The sequence below is a fragment of the Candidatus Pantoea persica genome (genome assembly GCF_013753875.1).
GTDB lineage: Bacteria > Pseudomonadota > Gammaproteobacteria > Enterobacterales > Enterobacteriaceae > Pantoea > Pantoea persica.
In genome coordinates, this window is the sequence record NZ_SMDS01000018.1 from 204,864 (window position 1) to 225,953 (window position 21,090).

Here is a 21,090-nt window from a genome sequence, read left to right on the forward strand (position 1 = left end):
TTGCCTAGCGCGGCGTGCTGCTGTTGAGCCAGAAGGCGGGCTGGCGGATCGCCTGGCCCGCGAGCGATTTCAGCCAGTGATCCTGATTCTGCGCAATCGCCTGCTGCAGCTGCTGCCAGGGCGCCAGCCAGATAGTGACCGCCTTCGGCGCATAGGCGCCCGCCAGCAGATGCACCGCCAGTAGCTGACGCGACAGACGCGTAGCTTTGTCGTGATACTCATTGGCCTGTTGTACATCGCCGAAGGTCTCTTTGAGATCGGCGGCGATGCGGCTCAGCATAATGTCGCTGAAGCGCTTGAACGAGCCGTCGAGCTTCGCCTGACCTCTGGCGTCGATCCAGCGGCGCCACTGCGCTTCCACCAACCAGAGAGTAAGCGCTAACTGGGTTTTGACAGCGAGCGGCGAGAAACTCAGCGCCTGTGCATCTTTTACCGGCTCCGCCAGCAGCTCTTCCAGCGCCGTCAGCTTTTGGCGCAGATCGCTGCTGGCCTTGCGGGGCACCAGCGCGCCAAACAGCGAAAACGCCTGGCGCAGCGCTTCCAGCGCCTCGACGACGCTGTGCTGCGCGCTGGCGTCGCCGCGCAGCCACACCTCTTCATGGTACTGCCAGTAGCTAAGCGTGCTCGACATCGCCGCGATCATGCCCTCCTCCACCGTGGCCTTCGGCGCTGCCTTCAGCAGCGGGAAGGGACGCAGCGGACGCGCCGGGTTGCCCTGCGCCAGCTGATAGCCGCGCGCCGCCTTGCTCAGGCTGCCCAGACGCAGGCCGCCCATGGCGATCAGCTGCGCGGCGAAGGTCATCATGTCGCTGCGCTGGCCGCTCTTCAGCTCCAGCTCAACTTCGAACAGATCCTCGCTCAGCGTTTCGGTGGCGACCGCGCCGCGGTCAAACACGACTTCGACTTTGCTCTCTCCCACCTGCACCAGCCAGGTTTCGCGCTGGAAGTGGGTGCTAAACAGCGGCTGCAGGCGCTGCTGCAGCGCCGCGACATCGGTGCCCTGCGGCCATACCTCGTCGGGCAGGCGCGCAATATCCAGCTTCGCTTCCGTCAGATCGATGTTATATTCCGCCCGCTGATGCAGACCGCCGAGGGTTTTCCTGGCGGTTTTCAGCGTCATCTCATAATGACCATCCACGCCGCGAATGCGCAGGCCCATGTCCCAGCGGCGCAGCTGGTTGTCGTCGGTTTCAAAATAGGTGTTGCTCAGCGCGCGCGCAGCCTGATGCTGATGCGGAAACGCGGTAAGAGTCTGCGCCAGCTTGCTGGCGGCGTCAGGCGTGGCAATGAACTTTAGTTCGGTTTCGATGGTCATAGTATTTTTATTCAATACGACGCTGTTGGCACTTACGAGGATTCACTGGCGAAGAGTAATGCACAGAAGGCACGCTGTCTCTGCTTTCTTTGCGCTTTCGCGGCCAAATTTATGCGAGGCGGTTCCAGACTGTGCCGGTAAATTTACAGACCCCAAGCTAAAACGACATCGAATGAAAAAATCGTAATCGCAGGCCTTACTTTGCTGGCTCTCAGCACGTTCGCCCCCACTCATGCAGACGAAAAGCGCTATATCTCCGACGAATTATCCACTTGGATTCGCAGCGGACCGGGCGATCAGTATCGCCTGCTCGGCAAGCTGAACGCGGGCGAAAGAAGTGCAGCTGCTTCAGACCAATGCCGACACCAACTATGGCCAGATCCGCGATGCGGAAGGCCGCACCGTCTGGCTCCCGCTGTCGCAGCTGAGCGCCGAACCCAGTCTGCGCACTCGCGTGCCGCAGCTGGAGCAGCAGGTTAACGATCTTACCTGCCAAGCTCGGCAATATCGACAACAGCTGGAACCAGCGCACCGCGGAAATGCAGAACAAAGTCGCTAACAGCGACAGCTGTGATCAACGGGCTGAAAGAAGAGAACCAGAAGCTGAAGAACGAGTTGATTGTGGCGCAGAAAAAGGTCAGTGTGATGCGGCGTGCGATATTTGAAGCCAAAACGTGCGATAAATGACGGGCTACTTTTGTTTCCATCAGTGCAAAGAAATTACACTGTTATTTTTCATCAAAGCCATTTTGGCCTGTTCGAGCATTCCGGTTAACTGGACAATATTTGTAGATGCTGGCCAGCGAAACGCCATACAGTAATGCCAGCTGTTTTCTGTTATGGCCGGACTCAAGTAATTTTTTAGCCTGCTGTTGCTGTGCAGAAGATAATGCGCAAGGGTCTACCGCCAATACGTCCCCTGCTTCTCGCTGCGGCCAGACCTGCCTGGGTTGATTCACCGCGCCCGTCGGGGCGGTGCCTATCAGTCCTATCACCGATGATTTAGAGCCTCGTACCGGACGGGGGCCGCGCTCGACCTCAATGGTCTCCGGGCCGTGTACATAGGGATCGCTCATGCTTTTTCTCCTTCCGTGCTCGGGCTGTCTGTTTTCTGCTTGCCCGCCTTCTCTGTCGACGAGGGGGTGGCGGCAGGCCGGGATGTCACCGGACGCGCCGCCGGTTCAAGGTAGACCGGTTGCGCATCCAGGCGCGTCAGATAACCAAGACACACCAGTGTCTGGGTGTACTCATGATCTTCCGGCATTTTCACTTCCCGCCCCGGCCAGAGCAGGACTTCCTGCAGCACCTCGCCGGTACGCAGGGTGACGCCACTGGGTGGGCCGTCATAACGAAACAGGGCCATCTTTATTGCTCCTCACGGGTTATATGGGTTAATGGGGGATTGTCTTCGGGGCGGTCGCCCTGGATAAAGACCGTCACGGTCTCAACGGTGAGCGCGTATTGCCACAGCCCCTCGGTCTGCCCCAAAAAGACCTCCTCGACCAGCCAGATATCACGCTGGCAGTCGGGTGGCCGCCAGCCGCCCAGACACTGGCGCACCTGATCAAGTACCGCCACCGCGCCACCTTTGCCGTTAAGCTGCCTCACCACCACCGTGGTGGTCAGTCTGACGGTCTGCGGCTGAATAACCCCCCCGATATCCTGCGTCTGGCCAAAGCGGGATTTGCCGTAGCTGACCAGCACCGCCCCGTGCGGATGATTCAGGCGAAACTGCTCAGGCCGTTCGGGGAAAAAATCCACATGCAGCCCCGGCAGCTGAAGGCGCAGTCGTTCAACCACCGCGCTCAGCAGGGTAAGGGTATCCATCAGTAGCGCTCCAGCAGGCCATCAGGGCCACCGAATTGCCGCTCCCGGCTGCGGACACGGTATTCCCCCGGCTCGGGCATATCCTTCTGTGTCGCCTGAATACCCAGCGTCAGCTTGCCGTCGCGCAACGCCACCAGGGTTTTCTCAGTGGCGCGGTAGCTTTCCTTCACCGCGTCCGGCAGGTCACCTTCAGGGCGGCGGCGATAGAGGGCATGACACACCAGATTCAGCGCCAAATCCCTGAGGACAGTGGGTACCTGCGTCAGCGGCAGGGTAGCCCGCGCAGATGCGTATCAATCAGCTCAACCGCATACCGGATGGCGTCATTCACCACAGTTTCATTAACGACGTCCGGCAGCGCCTGGTCAATCGCCATGGTCATCCCGTCCTGCGTCAGCTCAATCAGCGTCTGGCGGGGAATAACCGTCGCCACATCATCAGGTGTGCAGTAATCCATCAGATACCTCGCACCATGCGGATAAGCTGGCCTTCGGCAGTGGCGCTATCGAGCGCGACACCGACCGTGGAGGCCGGTAATGCGCCTTTTTCCAAAGCAGACTCCGGCATAACCCGACCCTGGTCATCGGATTTCAGTAATTCGCCGACACTGATGGCACTACCGGCCTCGACCGCCATAATGCCCAGGACATTGACCGGCACGACATCGCCTTTTTTGCCCGCGATGTCAGCCACACCAAGTTCGGTACCGCTGCCTTTAAAAACCTTGCCGGAGATGCCGACCAGTCGGTGCTGGATTAACGCCTCGGCAGCCATTATTGTGGTGGTCAGTACCACCTGTTGGGTCACCATGACTCAGGCTCCTTTTACGTTGGTGATAAGATAACCGGCATCACTGCCTACCACTGCCACCTTGTAGATATCGGTGTAACGCACGTTCACCACCTTGCCCCCGGCACTATCAAACTTATCGACCATCGAATACCCTGACGGCGGAAGGTGTAACCAAATGACGGCTCGTGCTCATCGGCGCTATCGCTACCAGCCTGCGGCCCGGACACGTAATGCAGCATCACGTTGTCCGCCCACAAATCAGAGACCGTCTTGCCATCCTGGGAGAGGGCACGCGGCTGGCCAATCAGCACGCTGTCGACCTGGAACAGATCTTTAAGCATCTCTTCTGTGATGCGTTTACGTTCATTAGCCCCGATAGCGACCTGCAGCGCGGGATGAAAGCGCAGCAGCGCCATCACCGACGCGCCGAGCGTGATCACATTCGGTCGCAGACCAATGTTGTTGCGCACCACCTCCATACCGGCTTCAATATCCTTGAGGGGATTACTGTCCTTGGCACCCCAGCCTGTGGCGGCGGTAAGTTTTTTGACGGCTTCTTTCGGATAAATTTTGCTGTCCTGCGCCAGCTCGGCCACATAACGCTCACGGCGCAGGGCAATCCCCTGGGTGGCACGTTTCGCCGCCTTGGCTTCTTCATTGAACATCGACTCGGCCTGTTCGCGGTGATCCACCGGCGCGGCCAAATCATGTTCATCCAGCACGATGTCCATCGCGTCCTGTTTTTCGCGGATCATGATATTGCTGTCGGCACCGACGGCGCGTTGCGTTTCATACACCGCAAACAGACCCTTGCCGAAGGTGGGCACTTTCGCCCCTTCCTTTTCCATCATCACCATCGGGAACAGCTGCTCACCAATAAACGCGGCATTTTTATAGCCAGGGCGACGGTGGTCAGTACCGGTTCAGCGATGCGCTTCCCCTTGAGATAATCAGACATACTCTCTCCTTACAGGCAGCGCTTGACCGCCGCTTCATAGCTGATGTTTTCAGACTTCGCCAGGGCCAGCGCGACCGGGTCAGCATCGGCAAACTCCACCGACTGCCCCAACGGGTTGCCGCGTGCCTTGGTCGCCACCTCGCTGAAACTGACCAGCGGCGGGGAGGTTTTCAGCACGTTTCGAAACGCCTCGCCCAGCGGCTGGGTAAGACTGCCCTCGCTGAAGGCGACTGGCTGGTCGCCGCCTTCAACCGCATCCAGCAGCGCCGCCACCACGTTTTTGGCGGCAGACGTCCTGGGGTTCAGCCAGCACATCAGTACCCTGTGCCACCAGGCTTTTTACCCAGTCGTAGGCAGGGGCGTCGAGCGCAGGATGCCCGACCACGATAGGCGCATCGTACAGCGCCGGATCGTAAGCCTGCACCATCGCCGCGACCGCTGCTTCACTAAACTGGATCCTGCTGCCGTGCATATCGGTATGCGTACCGGCTTTGAAAATATGGAGTGTGCTCATGTCCCCTCCGGTCAATAGACAGGGGGACAGTGTGGCGTGTGAAAACAGGGCAGGCTTTTAAAGGGGTTAAGAATGTACGGATAACGGCGGGTCACCCACATCATGCCGTTAAAAGGCGACGACCGTCAACGCAGGTGATAAAAATGGCGCAGGAAAGCCTTTATAAAGGTTTATAAAGGCCGTCAGGGCGTTCAGGGGTAAACTGACCCGCCTGAACGCCGTAAAACGCACCACGGGCGTTAGCGGCGGGTGGCCCTTTCCAGATAAACGTAGCACCGACTCCAGCAGTTTTTGTTCGATACCAGGCTGAAGCGCGCCCTGCTCATCAACAGGCAGATACGGTCGCGCGGGCAGGGTGACGCGGCGTTGGCGTCCGGCCTTGCCGCCCAGTTGATGAATACGCGCATAATCGAGGTTGCTGCCCGCCGTGGCATGATGGCTGCTGTAGTCGGTGGTGACACTGCCGCGTAGCTGGCCGCTGGCCGACAAGGTCATGCCCTCTCTGGCCAGGGCGGCCACGGAAGGCTGCCAGGCCGGGTGCCCCTCATCCTCGAAGTTGAGGTCGGTTTCGGTCTTGAGGGTTTCTGCCAGGGCGCGCATCAGCGGCGTCATGTCCTGCCCGGCGAGGCTCAGGTCGCGTAGTCCCTTTGCCAGTTCGCGGGCATCAATCTGAATGTGCATCAGGTCTTTCATGATGCCCCTCGCCACTGTTGACGCGCCAGTGCAGCCAGCGGGCCGCCGTAGCGCGCGAGGTCAGGGGCGTAAGCACGACCGGGTGTATAGGAAAAGCCGACATCCGGGCTGAGGGTTTTACCGGACGGTAAATGAAACGTGGTCAACGCCTTCATTTCCCCGGTTTTTTCAAAGACCTGTCTGAGCGCCGTCTCCAGTCGATCGGCTGCCGTCCCCACCGCCAGCCCGCGCTGACGCACGTCGTCGGCGGAGAGCGCCATCACGCTGCAGCGACAGCGCCAGCCGTTAGGGGGATAGAAAGTCTGCCAGAACGGAGCATCCGCCGGGAAAACCAATCCGTGCAGCGCCAGATGACTTTTGCGCGTGCGATTATCACGGATAGCCACGTACATCCAGTAAGGCCGATCATCGATATTGGCTTGCTGCTCGGCCCAGCGTCCGGCGCTGTAGAGCATAGAGAGATTGGTGCGGTAAATCGTCTCCAGCCGCCATGCACTGCCCTGCTGGACGGTGACCGACTCGCCCGTGACGGGGTCGGTGGTATCGGTTTTTCCCCACCATCCCTTGGCCTGCAGTATGGGGGTCAACTCCTTTTTAAACCACTGCAGGGTCTTGCCTTCCGCCAGGGCCCAGTGCCTGGCGGATATCCTCCAGAATATCGAGGCGCATCACTTTCGCCACGGTAAAGGCTTGTGAATGCACTTCCTGCCACATCTCCTCCCAGTCCCAGGTGATGCGTTAGCCTTTGGCTCTGAGGTAGGCAATGGCGCGTGCAGGCGGCAGGCCAAAACAGACGGCAATGTCATCACGAGTGAGCACTGAGCCTCCCGGCGATTTTCGCCACAAATAAAATCCGCGCCAGGTGCGCCTGCAGACGGTCAGCCGCCATACGCGGATACATTTCTGCCAGCATGCCCATTAATGCCTCGGGAGACTGGCCCTGCTCGACGGCGGCAAACAGCGACGCCAGTATCGGCTGCATGGCGTTACCCAGTTGCCCGCGCGTTATCAGACTCTCCAGCGCGTGCTCCAGTTCATCCTCTGCCAGCCCGGCTTCTTCGGATTGCGTCTCGGCAAAGGCCGCGTTCGTCAGGGGCGTCATGACCGCAGACTCGCGCAGGTCTCCCGGTTGCAGGTTGTACTCACGCATAAAGTATTGCGGGGTAAACAGCGTCGCGGCCTGCGACAGGCTCAAATCGCGTTTGGCCTGGGTCTCGTCAATGGTCTCTTGCGCCCACAGCTCCCATGAAGGCATTGGCACCTCACCGAAGTTAAGCTCCACCATAAACTGCAGTACCTGATTGATGGCACTCATCACTATGGACGCATCGCCATCGCGGATATCGGCGGCGACTTCCAGTCCGGCCTGCGCCGAGGCGTGCGTGGTCTCTGCTTCGGTGGTCTGGTTTTGTCCCAGCAGGGCAATGACGATTTCAGAGCGCGCCAGCGCAATCAGATGGCGATAGATGTCGCTGGAGGCGCCCTTGCCCACGGATTCAATGATTTCTACCGTGGAATCATTGGGAATAACCGCCACCGCGTCTTCCACCATCTTGTCGAGCGAATCGAGCAGCAGATCGATTTCCGCATCGGCGATGCCGCGTGGGTGTTTGCCAACCAGCCAGGGGCTGCCGTACTTCTCGGTAAAGCGCATCCAGAAACGCCAGCCGCCTTTTTTAAACGCCACCGGCCAGAAGCACATCGACAGGTCGGGAAAGCCGTAAGGGTTATCAAAGGTGGCGTCCTGTGTTGCCACCAAAAACTTGCGCGGGGGCAATAATTCACCGGCCAGCCCGGCCTGTCTGGCACGGAAGCGCAGCTGGTTGCCGTCATCAAAGCTGAACCACTCCGGCGGTTTACCAACAATATCACTGACCCGCAGGCGGTCGTGACGTTTGACCCAGGTCAGTTCAGCGGGCTGGTAGCCAAAGAAGGCCGCATCCAGCAGCTCGCCGATGATGCGGTCGATATCCCAGCCTTCCATCACCTCACGCAGAAAATCCACCACAGCCGGGTCAGCATTACGGGGCGTGAGACCCCGCTCTAGCGCCTTGACGGCTGATTTACGGCGTCGAATGCTGCTGCCAACTAATGGTTCAGCCCGCAGTTCACGGTAGACGCTGATATCACGCCCGGGTTAGGCAGCCACTGGGTAAACCCCAGAATGCCTGCAGGGCTGCGCTCGCGCGAGGCAATGGTGCGCATCAGTGGCCGACGCGGGTCGGCGAAGGCGACAAATTCGGTTGGTGAGATATAGAGTCCGTGTGCCATTAATAGCCCTCCAGTAATCGGTTAGCCTGTCGGGGGCGGCGGGAGTAAACACGTCCCGGCCCGGTCGGGCTGTCGGCGGCATTGAGCGCCAGAAAGCAGGCCCAGGCGCGGTCAGCGTGGCTACTGGCATCGCTGTCGGCCACAAAGCGCGGGGCACCGGTCGGGCCGGTCACGCGCGTTAACTTGTGCAGGTCAGCCCGTAACGCCTTGTCACCTTGCGGAATACGCAACCGGCGGTCTTCAAAGATTTCCTTGCCGCGCGTGGCCAGCGTGAGTTTATTACTGGCCGTAAACAACACCCCCTCGACACGATGGGTACCATGACGGCGTTTGGCATCTTCCACCGGCTTTTCGCCCATGCCGGTCTGGTCAATGCAGCAACGCAGTACCCGGTAGCGAAAAAAGACATCATCGAGTAGCGCGTCCTGCTCGGCAAAGGTGGCCCGTTTGCGGGTAATGATGTCGCGCGTCCAGTACACATCCCCCACCTGCTCAATCACCCAAATGACAAACAGGTCATGACGGGTGGCGATATCAACGCCGACAAAACAGGGGCCATCGGCATAGTGTTCGGGGATACCCGCCAGGTCATGCTCTACGCCGTCAATCAGTTCATAGGAGAGCCAGCTTGATGCTTCATCGAGCCATTTGAGTTCAAACTCCTGCGCCCACGCATCCTCGTCGTTCAGGGCGGCACGCATGTCGGCAATATCGCGCGGCAACCCTTCACGCACCGCCTGGTAGATATCCACCACACGGCGCGACCAGACGGTATCTAATGACGCATCGGTCATCAGTTCATAGAATTTGTTGCCTTTGCCGTTCGGGGTGGAGGTGACGCGCAGCCTGTAGCCGTTCGATATCACCGGAAACAGCGCCGTCCAGATTTTGCGGCTGTCGGCATGAAAGGCAAACTCATCGAGAAATACATTGGCGGCAAAGCCGCGCGCCGTATCCGGGTTCGCCGGGAGTGCGGTAATACGCCGCCGGGCAGCACCGCCTCCAGCATCGTGTAACGTTCACTGCCCGGCCCTTTCACGCTGCCTTCGATTTCACGGATGGCCAGACCGTACGCCTGGCAATGCTTTTTGACCCCTTCTTCCATCGCCTCTTTGGCCTGTCGTTCACCGCGCGAGAGAATGACCCAGCGGGTGCGACCGCCACGGGCCTCGGTCTCAAGGCAGTCGTCAACCAGCTCCAGTGTGGTGGTAAAAGTTTTGCCGGTCTGGCGGGCAAACTGGCCGATTTTAAAGCGTGACCGGTCAAGCAGCCAGCGCTGCTGGTAAGGGTAGAGTTCAACATTTTTGCTCATGAGATAATCCCGTAAATTTCTTCACGCACCCGCTTCAGGGTATCCAGACTGACATGTGCTTTACCTTGCTGGGCTTCCTGCTCCAGCTTGGCCATTTCCGCGCTGATTTTTTTAAGCTGGCCTTGCATTTTTTTCAGGCTGACGCTGGCATGAATAATCGGGGCCAGATTTTTCGCCATGCGGGCAAAGCGTTCGGCCCGTTCAACCGGCGACCCCGCTTCTTCCTTGATGGTTTGTGCCTCCAGCAGGCTATTGAGTAATTCAGTCTGCACCAAAGCTATAATAGACTCTGAGCGGGTATCCTGGTCATCGGGCGCACCCTTGGTCAGTTGCCGCGCCGCTTCAGTCGCGTCACGAATGGCGGCAAAGCGGCGCTGCACCTTTTGACCATAACGGGAAATTTGTGCGCGACCGATGCTGTACCCTTTTTCACGCAGCAAGGCTTCCAGCTCCCATACGATTGAAGGTGTGCGTGCAATGGCAGACCCACTCCTTGTACATAAACACCTGCTAGCTCATAAAGAACTGGAGCTTTCAAAGGTTCGCGCAGAGTTGGCTGTAGCGCAAGCGCGAGTGCAAGCAATGATCCACCCACTTCCCCCTGCTGTATTCGATATTGAGTAATTACTATGATATAGCCAAATACTTAATATTTATGATGTAGTGTTATTTATATGAAAAAAATCATTTGGCTACATACTGCTAAGTATGAAGACTAATTTTTATTTTCTTAGGTAGATATCTCGAATCGTGGCAGATGATTTTAAGTAATGATTTCTGTTTCACTATGTGTAACTTAATCACCCTGACTAGTCCCAGATAGATCCAGTTTGTCCCAGGTAGATCCACATTTATCGCACGTTTCCCTTTTAAATATCTCACGTCCTATCATCAGTGCCGCCAACGTTCTGCTGGATGACAAACAGCGCACCATATTATGCAGTAGTTTATGTATGGCGGCGGCGTGCTCGGCGTCGGTTTGCTGTTGGGGCTGCTGCTGCCGCACATGGTGCCGCGCCGTAAGAAAAAGATCGCTGGATGAGCTGGATGAACTGAGCCCCTCTCCAGGGCCAGCCATACAGGGCAAAGGGCTAGGCAACGCTTCGCTTAGCGGCCCTTAGCGCCCGCGCGATCGCTCCCGTCATCTAAGGGCATCGATTGATGCCCTTTCTCTCATGGCTGCAATCTGGCAATTGTGTGCAACAATAGAGCAATGAGCGAGCTGGATGTTAAGCGCCGGGTTCCGCCCGGTGCGCCATTTTTATTATCTCTGGAGTTGTTGAGTGAAGACGTATTTGGTAGGCGGCGCCGTTCGCGATGCTCTGCTGAAGCTGCCGGTCAAAGACCGGGACTGGGTAGTGGTCGGCGCGACGCCGGAAGCGATGCAGGCGCAGGGTTACCAGCAGGTCGGCCGCGACTTCCCGGTCTTTCTCCATCCCAAAAGCCGCGAAGAGTATGCGCTGGCGCGCACCGAGCGCAAAAACGGTACGGGCTACACTGGCTTTGTCACCTGGTCCGCCCCGGACGTGACGCTGGAGCAGGATCTGCAGCGGCGCGATCTGACGATTAACACCATTGCCCAGACGGAAAACGGCGATCTGATCGATCCCTTCCACGGCCAGCGCGATCTGCGCGCACGGCTGCTGCGCCACGTTTCGCCCGCCTTTAACGAAGATCCGCTGCGCGTGCTGCGCGTCGCGCGCTTCGCCGCGCGCTTCGCCCACCTGAATTTCCGCATCGCCGACGAAACCCAGGCGCTGATGCGCCAGATGGCGGCGAGCGGCGAGCTGAGTCAGCTGACCGCCGAGCGCGTCTGGAAAGAGACGGAGAAGGCGCTCACCTCGCGCAACCCGCAGGTTTATTTTCAGGCGCTGCGCGACTACGGCGCGCTTGAGGTGCTGTTCCCGGAAATTGACAGGCTATTTGGCATTCCCGCGCCGGCGAAGTGGCATCCGGAGATCGACACCGGCGTGCATACACTGATGACGCTGACGCTGGCGGCGTCGCTGTCGGACGCGGTGGACGTACGATTCGCCACCCTGTTCCACGACGTCGGCAAGGCGCTGACGCCGCCAGAGAAGTGGCCAAGCCATCACGGCCACGGCGCCGCGGGCGTGCCGCTGGTGGGGGCGCTGTGTCAGCGGCTGCGCGTGCCGAACGCCATCCGTGATCTGGCGCTGATCGTGACGGAGTTTCACGACGTGGTGCATACCATCGAGCGGCAGTCCGCTGACGCGCTGGTGGCGCTGTTCGACCGCATCGATGCCTGGCGCAAGCCGCAGCGGGTGGAGCAGATCGCCCTGACCAGCGAAGCGGATGCGCGCGGCCGCGCCAGGCTGGAGAGCATGGCCTATCCGCAGGGCGACTATCTGCGTCGGGCGTTCGCGCTGGCGCAGGCGGTGCCGACCAAAGCGGTCATCGACGCTGGATTTAAAGGCGCGGCGGTACGGGAAGAGCTGACGCGACGTCGGATTGCCGCCGTGGCGCAGGGAATCGAGGAGATGCGGCCAGCTTGACAGCCGGCCGCGCTGGCATTACATAAGGACGGCGTAGACGGCAGCCGCGACGATAAAGCGATAGATGGCGAAAGAAACAAACGAAATACGTTTGATCAGCTCTGGGAGCGCCTTGATGGCAATCATCGCGACGATAAACGCCGTGACGAAGCCGACGGCGAACATCGGAAAATCTTCCATCGTCAGGAAACCGATGCTTTTGTAGAGGTCAACGCCGGTGGCGCCCATCATCATCGGCACGGCGAGGATAAACGAGAACTCCGATGCCGCGTAGCGGCTGACGCCCATCAGCATGCCGCCGCAGATGGTGGCGCCGGAGCGTGAGAAGCCCGGCCAGAGCGCCAGACACTGGAAGCAGCCGATCATAAAGGCCTGGCGATAGGTAATATCGTCAATGCCCACCGCTTTCGGCTGTTTTAGCTCGAGGTATTCCGCCGCCAGTAGCAGCACGCCGCCGACCACCAGCGCATACATCACATTGATCGGATTAAACAGCGTTTTGATCTGGTCGTGCAGCACCAGTCCAATCACTACCGCCGGGATCATCCCGAGCAGGATGTGGATCAGTAACAGGTGGCCGCGCCCCATGCCCTTATGCTTTACTTCGCCGAAGTGAATGCCGATTAATCCAAAGAGACGACGCCAGAACATCACCACCACGGCCAGAATAGAGCCGAGCTGAATCACCACTTCGAAGGTCTCTGCTTTTTCGCTCTCAAAGCCCAGCAGGTGACCGACAATAATCATGTGCCCTGTAGAGGAGACCGGCAGGAATTCAGTAAGCCCCTCCACAATGCCCAGTATTGCAGCTACCCAAAGCTAATGAATATCGGCCATCAACTTTTCCTTATATCCGTTTCAAACCCATTAAAAAGGCTGTCGCAAGCTGCTTTCGCCTGAAATTTTGCCATCGCCTGCCTGAGGGAAACCTTAAGGCTTGCGGCATCCTCTACGTGCAACAACGCAGCGGCGCCAGTTATGACAAAAAAATAATTTGGTTTGGTTTCATTGTGATGGCAATGACAATGAAATCATTTTGGAATAGGCCCGCGCTCGATGCGCACGCCCACCGCCGCCGCCTGCGCCACAGCGCACGGCTTGGCGACGTTGATCCGCACGCCCGGCGTGTTGAAACGCGCCATCAGCAGATCCGCGATTTCTTCTGCTACGCGCTCCACCAGCGCGAAACGCTGGCCGCTGAGATGCGCGAGGATCGCCTCGGCGACGTCGGCATAGCTCAAGCAGTCGCTGACGTCGTCGCTGCGCGCCGCCTGCCGGTTATCCCAGGCCATTTCCACATCGAGCACCAGCTTCTGCTGTATGCCCTGCTCCCAGTCGTAAACGCCAATAGTGGTGTACACCGTAAGTTGTTCGATAAAAACGATATCCATGATAGCAGTCTCTGTTTTTGGCTAAGCCGGATAACACTTCCGGCATATAATGCGTATTATCCACGGTTCATAAAGACAAAACGACCCTGAGGAAAACGGTACGGTATGATGAGCGCTATCGCGTCCGGTATGATTATTTTCGCGTATCTCTGCGGTTCGATTTCAAGCGCCATCCTAGTCTGCAAAATCGCCGAGCTGCCCGATCCGCGCACCCAGGGCTCCGGCAATCCCGGCGCGACCAACGTGCTGCGCATCGGCGGCAAGGCCGTGGCGGCCTGCGTACTAGTGTTCGATATTCTCAAAGGCATGGTGCCGGTCTGGCTCGCCTATCTGCTGCACGTGACGCCGCTGTTCCTCGGCCTGACCGCCATCGCCTCCTGCCTCGGCCACATCTACCCACTCTTTTTTCACTTTCGCGGCGGCAAAGGCGTCGCGACCGCGCTCGGCACCATCGCGCCCATTGGCTGGGATTTGACCAGCCTGATGACAGGCACCTGGCTGCTGACGGTGCTGCTGAGCGGCTATTCGTCGCTAGGCGCCATCGTCAGCGCCTTGATCGCGCCGTTCTACGTCTGGTGGGTTAAGCCGCAGTTCACCTTTCCGGTGTCGATGCTTTCCGGTCTGATCCTGCTGCGTCATCACGACAATATTCAGCGGCTGTGGCGCGGTCAGGAGAGCAAAATCTGGAAGCGCAAAAAAGCGCGCGAAGAAGAGAAAAAATAAAGCCGGCAATACCGGCTTTTTACAGCAAAAAAAGAGCCGGCGCTGCCGGCTTTTTCACATCAGATAGCCGGCAGTTCCGCCAGCGGCCAGCGCGGCCGGATGCTGACGCCCAACTCGCCGCGGGTGCCTCCTTTCAGCCTCACCATGCCCGCATAGGCGATCATCGCGCCGTTGTCGGTGCAGAATTCCGGACGTGCATAGAAGACCTCGCCGCCGCGCGCCTGCATCATCTGCACCATGCGCTCGCGCAGGGTGCGGTTGGCGCTGACGCCGCCGGCGATCACCAGCCGCTTGAAGCCGCTCTGCTCCAGCGCGCGCTTGCACTTGATCATCAGGGTGTCCACCACCGCATCCTCAAAGGCGCGAGCGATATCAGCGCGGGTCTGTGCATCGTCCGCGTTTTCGCGAATGGTGTTAGCGGCGAAGGTTTTCAGGCCCGAGAAGCTGAAATCGAGTCCCGGACGGTCGGTCATGGGACGCGGGAAGGTAAAGCGCCCCGCCACACCCTGCTGCGCCATTTTCGACAGCATCGGTCCACCGGGATAGTCGAGCCCCAGCAGCTTGGCGGTTTTATCGAAGGCTTCTCCTGCCGTGTCGTCGACAGACTCGCCGAGCAGCACATATTCGCCAATGCCGGTGACGCTAATCAGCTGGGTATGGCCGCCCGACACCAGCAGCGCCACAAACGGAAACGCCGGCGGATTCTCCTCGAGCATCGGCGCGAACAGATGGCCTTCCATATGGTGCACTGGTACCGCCGGCACCTTCCACGCGAAGGCGAGCGCGCGGCCAATGGTCGCGCCGACCAGCAGCGCACCGACCAGGCCCGGCCCGGCGGTATAGGCGACGGCGTCGATTTGCTGCGGCTGCAGGTTCGCCTGTTTCAGTGCCGCCTGAATCAGCGGCACGGTTTTGCGCACGTGATCGCGCGACGCCAGTTCCGGCACCACGCCGCCGTAGTCGGCGTGCAGTTTTACCTGGCTGTAAAGCTGACTGGCCAGCAGGCCCGCTTCGTCATCATAGATTGCGATGCCGGTTTCATCGCAGGATGTTTCAATACCCAGAATTCGCATAGCACTTACCTCTTACTTGCGGCGCGCAGTGTAGCACAGCAACCTCCGCGCCAAGCGACGCTTTCGTAGCAAAAAGTCGTGCCGGCGGATAAATAAGGAGTGCGCTATGCTCCTCCATTACCCTTGAAAAACCGGCAGCCACATAGGCAAACGCTTCTGTTGGTTCTTAATTGTCTATGGTGCTTTACAAACCAACCTGCCTTAGAATAAGATACTGTATTATATTTGAAGTGTGCTGGCGCCGCAGTCAGCAGCAAAAAACGAATTTTATCGAGGTGAGAGTTACATGCCGGTAATTAAGGTACGTGAAAACGAGCCGTTCGACGTAGCACTGCGTCGCTTCAAGCGGTCCTGCGAGAAAGCAGGCGTTCTGGCTGAAGTTCGTCGTCGTGAGTTCTATGAAAAACCGACCACAGAACGTAAGCGCGCTAAAGCGTCTGCAGTTAAGCGTCACGCCAAGAAACTGGCTCGCGAAAACGCACGCCGCACTCGTCTGTACTAAGTCCTTCCGGAGGTTCGCCTCCACCGCGTGTTAAACGCAGACAGAGTCACGGAAGAGGCCGTGCTTTCCGAAAGGAAGTGCGGTTTGTTGCCGTTTATGAGCTGAAAATTTGGGGCTTATGGTTGGAAGAATCCCACGCGCTTTTATCAACGATCTGCTTGCCCGCACGGACATCGTGGATCTTATCAATGCCCGTGTTAAGCTGAAAAAGCAGGGTAAGAACTTCCATGCGTGCTGTCCTTTCCATAATGAAAAAACTCCCTCTTTCACCGTAAACGGCGACAAACAGTTTTATCACTGCTTTGGCTGCGGCGCACACGGCAACGCCATCGACTTTTTGATGAACTTTGATCGCCTGGAATTTGTCGAGAGCATCGAAGAGCTGGCGACGCAGCACGGTCTGGAAGTGCCCTATGAAGCGGGCAGCGGGCCGAACCAGATGGAGCGCCATCAGCGCCAGAGCCTGTATCAGCTGATGGAGAGCCTTAACGGGTTCTATCAGCAGAGCCTGACGCAGTCCCATGCGCGCGGCGCGCGCGACTACCTCAGCAGCCGCGGCCTCAGCGCCGAGGTCATCGAGCATTTCTCGATTGGCTTTGCCCCGGCGGGCTGGGATAACGTGCTGAAACGCTTTGGCGGCAATAAAGAGGATCGCGAGTCATTGATGGAGGCCGGCATGCTGGTTTCCAACGACAAAGGCCGCACCTATGACCGCTTTCGCGAGCGCGTCATGTTCCCCATCCGCGACAAGCGCGGACGCGTTATCGGCTTTGGCGGCCGCGTGCTGGGCAACGATACGCCAAAGTATCTGAACTCGCCGGAAACGCTGGTTTTCCATAAGGGCCGCCAGCTTTACGGCCTGTATGAAGCGCAAAAAAACCATCCGCAGCCCGCTCGGTTACTGGTGGTGGAAGGCTATATGGACGTGGTGGCGCTGGCGCAATTCGGCATCGATTATGCCGTGGCGTCGCTGGGCACCTCGACCACAGCCGAGCATATCCAGCTACTGTTCCGCAGCACTGATACGGTGATCTGCTGTTACGACGGCGATCGTGCGGGTCGCGAAGCGGCCTGGCGCGCGCTGGAAACCGCCCTGCCTTATATGAACGACGGTCGTCAGCTACGCTTTATGTTTTTGCCTGACGGCGAGGACCCCGACACGCTGGTGCGTAAAGAGGGCAAAGAGGCGTTTGAAGTGCGCATGGAGCAGGCGATGCAGCTCTCCTTGTTTCTGTTCGACACGCTGCTGTCGCAGGTCGATCTGAGCACGCGCGACGGCAAGGCCCGCCTGAGCACGCTGGCGCTGCCGCTGATCAGCCAGATCCCGGGCGAAACCCTGCGCATTTATATGCGTCAGGAATTAGGTAATAAACTGGGCATTCTTGACGATAACCAGTTAGAGAAGCTAATGCCGAAGCAGGCGGCCAGCGACGCAGCGCCGACGGCGCCGCCGCTGAAGCGCACCACGATGCGCGTGCTGGTAGCGTTGCTGGTGCAGAGTCCGCCGCTGGCGGCACTGGTGCCGACGCTGGACGGGCTTGCTCAGGTTAAAATGGCGGGCTTACCGCTGTTTATCGAACTGGTGAGCCGCTGCATCGAGAATCCTGGATTGACGACCGGACAGCTACTAGAGTTATATCGCGGCACAAATTTTAGTCAGACACTTGAAACCCTCGCTACATGGAACCACATGATAGTAGATGAGGAAGTTGAAGCGGTGTTTCACGACTTGCTGGCGAGTATTTATGACGCCGCACTGGAACAGCACCTTGAAGAGCTGATTGCTCGCGATCGCTCGCAGGGATTGAGCGCCGAAGGGCGCCGCGAATTCTGGACGTTAAGTCAGGCGCTGGCAAAAAAGTAGAATTTTAACTGGGTTAGAAGCGTGCGCATCGCCAAAGGTGCATTTCTGGCCCATTCGTTTCTGGGGCGCACCGCCGCAAACTAAGGCTTCGCGAGCGGATAAGCGAAGCCGGAGAAGCGATCGTTCAGAGATAAATAGCGCCGGTCAGTCCAGCGCGCGCAGTTAGCTGGACCACGGCGGCGAAGCCAGCCGCTCCAGCGCACAGCACCCGGCGCGTACTGAAGTACGCGAGGATTAATCGCTACGCTCACCTCTTCAGGGCCGCCCTGAAGGAATTTCAGGTTGCTCAAAGCAGCTTGTGCGAGCACTACTGGATGTGAAAATGGCCAGTCAGCCAGACCCGGAACAGAATTCAAAGCGGCTTAAGTGCCGATATATTATGGGCAAAAGCCCTAGCCGCGACGAAGGCAGCGGCAAAAACACAACGCCTTCACTGTTATAGTTGGCTCGCTGCCGACCGACACCAATCTAATTAACAGAAGTATGGATACCGTCTTATGGAGCAAAACCCGCAGTCACAGCTCAAGCTGCTTGTCACCCGTGGTAAGGAGCAAGGCTACCTGACCTATGCTGAGGTCAATGACCATCTGCCGGAAGATATCGTCGACTCCGATCAGATCGAAGACATCATCCAGATGATTAACGATATGGGTATTCAGGTGGTGGAAGAAGCCCCTGATGCCGACGATCTGATGCTGAACGAAAACAGCGCCGATACTGACGAAGATGCCGCGGAAGCCGCCGCTCAGGTGTTATCCAGCGTAGAATCTGAAATTGGCCGCACCACCGACCCGGTGCGCATGTACATGCGCGAAATGGGTACCGTTGAACTGCTGACGCGCGAAGGCGAAATCGACATCGCCAAGCGCATCGAAGACGGTATCACCCAGGTACAATGTTCGGTGGCGGAATACCCGGAAGCCATTACCTATCTGCTGGAACAGTACGACAAAGTTGAAGCGTGCGAGTCGCGCCTCTCCGACCTGATCACCGGCTTCGTGGATCCCAACGCTGAAGAAGATCTGGCGCCCACCGCCACGCACGTCGGCTCCGAGCTGTCTGAAGAAGACCGCGACGACGACGAAGATGAAGACGAAGAGAGCGAAGACGACAACTCCGACGACGATAACTCTATCGACCCAGAGCTGGCACGCGAGAAGTTCGTCGAGCTGCGCACGCAGTATGAAACGACCCGTAACGTCATCAAGAGCAAAGGTCGCAGCCACGCTGACGCCGTAGCAGAGATTCAGAACCTCTCTGACGTATTCAAACAGTTCCGCCTGGTGCCGAAGCAGTTCGACTACCTGGTCAACAACATGCGCGAGATGATGGAGCGCGTGCGTACGCAAGAGCGCATCATCATGAAGCTGTGCGTTGAACTGTGCAAAATTCCGAAGAAGAACTTCATCACCCTGTTCACCGGCAACGAGACCAGCGAGAGCTGGTTCAAAGCCGCGCTGACGATGAACAAGCCGTGGTCCGAGAAGCTGCAGGAAGTGGAAGAAGATGTGATGCGCTGCCTGCAAAAGCTGCATCAGATCGAAGAAGAAACCGGCCTGACTATCGAGCAGGTTAAAGACATCAACCGCCGCATGTCTATCGGCGAAGCCAAAGCGCGTCGCGCGAAGAAAGAGATGGTCGAGGCGAACCTGCGTCTGGTTATCTCCATCGCGAAGAAATATACCAACCGCGGTTTGCAGTTCCTCGATCTGATTCAGGAAGGCAACATCGGCCTGATGAAGGCGGTTGATAAGTTTGAATACCGCCGCGGCTATAAGTTCTCGACCTATGCGACATGGTGGATCCGTCAGGCGATCACCCGCTCTATTGCTGACCAAGCGCGTACCATCCGTATTCCGGTGCATATGATTGAGACCATTAACAAGCTCAACCGTATTTCGCGCCAGATGCTGCAGGAGATGGGCCGCGAGCCGACGCCGGAAGAGCTGGCTGAGCGCATGCTGATGCCGGAAGACAAGATCCGCAAGGTGCTGAAGATCGCCAAAGAGCCGATCTCAATGGAGACGCCGATTGGGGATGATGAAGATTCGCATCTGGGCGACTTTATCGAAGACACCACGCTGGAGCTGCCGCTTGACTCTGCCACCTCCGAGAGTCTGCGTTCCGCCACCCACGACGTGCTGGCGGGCCTGACCGCGCGCGAAGCCAAAGTGCTGCGCATGCGTTTCGGTATCGACATGAACACCGACCATACGCTGGAAGAGGTCGGCAAGCAGTTTGACGTAACGCGTGAGCGTATTCGTCAGATTGAGGCGAAAGCGCTGCGTAAACTGCGCCACCCGAGCCGTTCGGAAGTGCTGCGCAGCTTCCTAGACGACTGATTCGCTGTCGCGTTAAAAACCCTGGCTTGCCGGGGTTTTTTATGGGCGCAATGTTAACGCTGAGCGTCTTACTCAATCGCTAAACCCCGGTAAGCCGTTTTTTTCATGGGTGCAAAGTTAACGCCGAACATCTGGCTCAATCGAAAAAACCCCGGCCTGCCGAGGTTTTTTATTACGCTTATAGCGGCGTCAGCCCTTTGTCACGTATCGTCGTTTTCGCCTGCTCGCTTTGCAGGTAGCGCACAAAGCTCTCTGCCGCCTGCAGCTGTTTGCTTGAGGTCACCACCGCGCCATACAGCGTATCCTGCTGCACCGCCGGCGGGATCAGGCCGACAATGGTGATGCCCTCTACCGCCTTCAGCTCGCTGTTCTGCTGAAAACCAATCGGCGCTTTGCCCTATGCGACCGCTTCGCCTACCGGCGTGGCGGGAATAACGACGACCTTTTTCGCCGTCTGCTCACCAAGGTGCAGCTCCTTCAGCATCTCGCTGCGAATGTAGCGGCCGCTGGCGCTGTCGGAGACGGCGATGGTCGAGGCTTCCGTCAGCACCTGTTTGAACTTCGCCACGCTGCTGATATCGGGCACCGGCCTGCCCTGCTTCACCACCATCGCAATATAGGAGTGCGCCAGCACCTGATGCTTGTCGGCTTTTATCTGCGGCCCTAGCGGCGCGATGGTGTAGTTGAACCATCACCAGTACGTCCGCATCGTCATGCCGCTTCAGGCGATTCGGGATCGCCTGCGGCGTATCGCCCATGGACGGCGCCGCTTCCAGCGTCAGCTGATTGCCGCTCTGCTTTTCATAATCAGCCTTCAGGCTTTTCACCACAGGATACATGCCGCCGGAACAGAAGACGCGCAGCGTCTCGCTCCAGCCCGGCGCGGCGCGGCCACCAGCAGCGCCGCCACGATAATCAGGTACTTTTTCATGCCACTCTCCTTTTATTGTCCAGCACCTGGTTTAGCCAGAATCCGGACGGGGAACAATCGCCGCTT

At 58.3% G+C, this 21,090-nt stretch carries 18 protein-coding genes and 10 pseudogenes; 7 read left to right on the forward strand and 21 right to left on the reverse strand.

Translation table 11 applies throughout. The features are described from left to right. Window positions 1-4: 4 nt before the first annotated feature. Window positions 5-1,315 (reverse strand): CYTH domain-containing protein, encoded by a 1,311-nt coding sequence (locus tag EIO60_RS09860; RefSeq protein WP_258576768.1) that lies wholly within the window; start codon window positions 1,313-1,315, stop codon window positions 5-7. A 141-nt stretch (window positions 1,316-1,456) separates the two neighbouring features. On the opposite strand from EIO60_RS09860, the pseudogene EIO60_RS09865 reads away from it, so the two are divergent. Further along, a pseudogene (locus EIO60_RS09865) lies at window positions 1,457-1,957 on the forward strand (TIGR04211 family SH3 domain-containing protein); the annotation flags it as partial. A gap of 86 nt (window positions 1,958-2,043) precedes the next feature. Here the strand turns inward: EIO60_RS09865 and EIO60_RS16730 are convergent. The 15 genes and pseudogenes from EIO60_RS16730 to EIO60_RS09935 form a co-directional block, all read right to left on the reverse strand. Beyond that, window positions 2,044-2,274: a helix-turn-helix domain-containing protein gene (locus EIO60_RS16730; protein WP_374058174.1), complete on the reverse strand. Its 231-nt coding sequence runs from the start codon at window positions 2,272-2,274 to the stop codon at window positions 2,044-2,046. Then, window positions 2,263-2,391 (reverse strand): annotated as a pseudogene (locus tag EIO60_RS09875) (hypothetical protein); the annotation flags it as partial. The gene EIO60_RS16730 and the pseudogene EIO60_RS09875, both read right to left, overlap by 12 nt. After that, a complete protein-coding gene (locus EIO60_RS09880) occupies window positions 2,388-2,678 on the reverse strand; it encodes a hypothetical protein (protein ID WP_258576684.1) in 291 nt (96 codons plus the stop codon). The pseudogene EIO60_RS09875 and the gene EIO60_RS09880, both read right to left, overlap by 4 nt. 2 nt (window positions 2,679-2,680) lie before the next feature. Beyond that, on the reverse strand, window positions 2,681-3,142 hold the full coding sequence (locus EIO60_RS09885; RefSeq protein WP_258576685.1) for a Gp37 family protein: 462 nt from the start codon (window positions 3,140-3,142) through the stop codon (window positions 2,681-2,683). Next, a pseudogene (locus EIO60_RS09890) lies at window positions 3,142-3,599 on the reverse strand (gp436 family protein). Before EIO60_RS09890 ends, EIO60_RS09885 begins: the two are co-directional and overlap by 1 nt. After that, window positions 3,599-3,952, reverse strand: a complete 354-nt coding sequence (locus EIO60_RS09895; protein ID WP_258576686.1) for a capsid cement protein — start codon at window positions 3,950-3,952, stop codon at window positions 3,599-3,601. Before EIO60_RS09895 ends, EIO60_RS09890 begins: the two are co-directional and overlap by 1 nt. A 3-nt stretch (window positions 3,953-3,955) precedes the next feature. Next, window positions 3,956-4,892: pseudogene (locus tag EIO60_RS09900) on the reverse strand (hypothetical protein). A 9-nt stretch (window positions 4,893-4,901) separates the two neighbouring features. Further along, a complete protein-coding gene (locus tag EIO60_RS16735) occupies window positions 4,902-5,168 on the reverse strand; it encodes a hypothetical protein (protein ID WP_374058168.1) in 267 nt (88 codons plus the stop codon). Beyond that, the gene (locus EIO60_RS16740; RefSeq protein ID WP_374058169.1) at window positions 5,140-5,406 is read right to left on the reverse strand and encodes a hypothetical protein; all 267 of its coding nucleotides are present in this window, start codon (window positions 5,404-5,406) and stop codon (window positions 5,140-5,142) included. Before EIO60_RS16740 ends, EIO60_RS16735 begins: the two co-directional genes overlap by 29 nt. Before the next feature lie 108 nt (window positions 5,407-5,514). Next, window positions 5,515-6,099, reverse strand: coding sequence for a phage virion morphogenesis protein (locus EIO60_RS09910; protein WP_258576687.1), 585 nt, complete (start codon window positions 6,097-6,099; stop codon window positions 5,515-5,517). Further along, window positions 6,096-6,918: pseudogene (locus EIO60_RS09915) on the reverse strand (phage head morphogenesis protein). The gene EIO60_RS09910 and the pseudogene EIO60_RS09915 overlap by 4 nt, the downstream one beginning before the upstream one ends. Beyond that, window positions 6,905-8,370 (reverse strand): annotated as a pseudogene (locus EIO60_RS09920) (DUF935 domain-containing protein). Before EIO60_RS09920 ends, EIO60_RS09915 begins: the two co-directional pseudogenes overlap by 14 nt. After that, window positions 8,370-9,350, reverse strand: a complete 981-nt coding sequence (locus EIO60_RS09925) for a phage terminase large subunit family protein (RefSeq protein WP_258576769.1) — start codon at window positions 9,348-9,350, stop codon at window positions 8,370-8,372. The pseudogene EIO60_RS09920 and the gene EIO60_RS09925 overlap by 1 nt, the downstream one beginning before the upstream one ends. Then, window positions 9,233-9,682 carry a terminase large subunit domain-containing protein gene (locus EIO60_RS09930; protein WP_258576688.1) on the reverse strand — a complete coding sequence of 150 codons (450 nt, stop codon included), beginning with the start codon at window positions 9,680-9,682 and terminating at the stop codon, window positions 9,233-9,235. Before EIO60_RS09930 ends, EIO60_RS09925 begins: the two co-directional genes overlap by 118 nt. Further along, window positions 9,679-10,122, reverse strand: a complete 444-nt coding sequence (locus EIO60_RS09935) for a phage protein Gp27 family protein (RefSeq protein WP_309484704.1) — start codon at window positions 10,120-10,122, stop codon at window positions 9,679-9,681. The genes EIO60_RS09930 and EIO60_RS09935 overlap by 4 nt, the downstream gene beginning before the upstream one ends. Window positions 10,123-10,575: 453 nt before the next feature. Between EIO60_RS09935 and EIO60_RS09940 the strand changes: the two are divergent. Both EIO60_RS09940 and EIO60_RS09945 read left to right on the forward strand, forming a co-directional pair. Next, window positions 10,576-10,738 (forward strand): annotated as a pseudogene (locus EIO60_RS09940) (TIGR04211 family SH3 domain-containing protein); the annotation flags it as partial. Window positions 10,739-10,965: 227 nt separating this feature from the next. After that, entirely contained in the window at window positions 10,966-12,198 is a 1,233-nt protein-coding gene (locus EIO60_RS09945; RefSeq protein WP_258576689.1) for a multifunctional CCA addition/repair protein, read from the forward strand. 18 nt (window positions 12,199-12,216) lie between these two features. Here EIO60_RS09945 and bacA read toward each other — a convergent pair. After that, window positions 12,217-13,035 (reverse strand): annotated as a pseudogene (gene bacA, locus EIO60_RS09950) (undecaprenyl-diphosphate phosphatase). A 194-nt stretch (window positions 13,036-13,229) separates the two neighbouring features. Then, window positions 13,230-13,589: a bifunctional dihydroneopterin aldolase/7,8-dihydroneopterin epimerase gene (gene folB, locus EIO60_RS09955; RefSeq protein WP_258576690.1), complete on the reverse strand. Its 360-nt coding sequence runs from the start codon at window positions 13,587-13,589 to the stop codon at window positions 13,230-13,232. Window positions 13,590-13,697: 108 nt separating this feature from the next. On the opposite strand from folB, the gene plsY reads away from it, so the two are divergent. Beyond that, window positions 13,698-14,312 (forward strand): glycerol-3-phosphate 1-O-acyltransferase PlsY, encoded by a 615-nt coding sequence (plsY, locus tag EIO60_RS09960; protein ID WP_258576772.1) that lies wholly within the window; start codon window positions 13,698-13,700, stop codon window positions 14,310-14,312. Window positions 14,313-14,371: 59 nt separating this feature from the next. Here plsY and tsaD read toward each other — a convergent pair whose 3' ends face one another. Then, entirely contained in the window at window positions 14,372-15,385 is a 1,014-nt protein-coding gene (gene tsaD, locus EIO60_RS09965; RefSeq protein ID WP_258576691.1) for a tRNA (adenosine(37)-N6)-threonylcarbamoyltransferase complex transferase subunit TsaD, read from the reverse strand. A gap of 286 nt (window positions 15,386-15,671) precedes the next feature. Here tsaD and rpsU point away from each other — a divergent pair, with 286 nt between their 5' ends. From rpsU to rpoD, 3 genes are all read left to right on the forward strand, one after another. Next, window positions 15,672-15,887 carry a 30S ribosomal protein S21 gene (rpsU, locus tag EIO60_RS09970; protein ID WP_001144069.1) on the forward strand — a complete coding sequence of 72 codons (216 nt, stop codon included), beginning with the start codon at window positions 15,672-15,674 and terminating at the stop codon, window positions 15,885-15,887. A gap of 118 nt (window positions 15,888-16,005) precedes the next feature. After that, the gene (dnaG, locus tag EIO60_RS09975; protein ID WP_258576773.1) at window positions 16,006-17,751 is read left to right on the forward strand and encodes a DNA primase; all 1,746 of its coding nucleotides are present in this window, start codon (window positions 16,006-16,008) and stop codon (window positions 17,749-17,751) included. Between the two features lie 497 nt (window positions 17,752-18,248). Beyond that, window positions 18,249-20,093 carry an RNA polymerase sigma factor RpoD gene (gene rpoD, locus EIO60_RS09980; protein ID WP_258576692.1) on the forward strand — a complete coding sequence of 615 codons (1,845 nt, stop codon included), beginning with the start codon at window positions 18,249-18,251 and terminating at the stop codon, window positions 20,091-20,093. 178 nt (window positions 20,094-20,271) lie between these two features. Here rpoD and EIO60_RS16745 read toward each other — a convergent pair. Then, window positions 20,272-20,769, reverse strand: a pseudogene (locus EIO60_RS16745) (molybdate ABC transporter substrate-binding protein). A gap of 37 nt (window positions 20,770-20,806) precedes the next feature. After that, a pseudogene (locus tag EIO60_RS16750) lies at window positions 20,807-20,932 on the reverse strand (hypothetical protein); the annotation flags it as partial. Window positions 20,933-21,090: the final 158 nt, after the last annotated feature.